This is a genomic window from Saccharothrix sp. ST-888 (genome assembly GCF_000955975.1).
Classification (GTDB): Bacteria; Actinomycetota; Actinomycetes; order Streptomycetales; family Streptomycetaceae; genus Kitasatospora.
On sequence record NZ_JYJF01000391.1, the window covers coordinates 1 to 418 of the forward strand.

1 pseudogene is annotated in these 418 nt (G+C 68.4%); it reads right to left on the reverse strand.

Annotation, left to right across the window (positions count from 1 at the left end):
* A pseudogene (locus tag UK12_RS33235) lies at positions 1-223 on the reverse strand (hypothetical protein); the annotation flags it as partial.
* Positions 224-418: the final 195 nt, after the last annotated feature.

A 418-nucleotide genomic window follows, 5' to 3' on the forward strand; every position in this document is an offset into this window, starting at 1 on the left:
CCATGTAGTCGTGGAAGGTGTAGTCGTACTTGTCGAACAGCGGGCCGACGTAGGCCGCCAGGAAGAGCAGGACCAGGATGCCCAGGCCCACCAGGGCCACGCGGTTGCGGGCGAACCGGCGGACGGTCAGCCGGGCGCGGCCCTGCCGCTTGGGCTGGCGCTCACCGGCGGTCGCGGTGGCGATCTCGACGACGGCCGTATCGGTCGTGGGCTGTGTTCTCATGGCTTCTTCTCCTCTGCTGCGTAAGGGACGTGATGCTCGGTCGGTCGCGTCAGCGCACCCGCACACGCGGGTCGAGCGCCGCGTACACCACGTCGGAGAGCATGCCTGCGATGAGCACCAGGACGGCGGAGAAGAGCGCGACTGCGGCGGTGCCGTTCACGTCCTTCCGGATGATCGCGTTGACGAGCAGCTCGC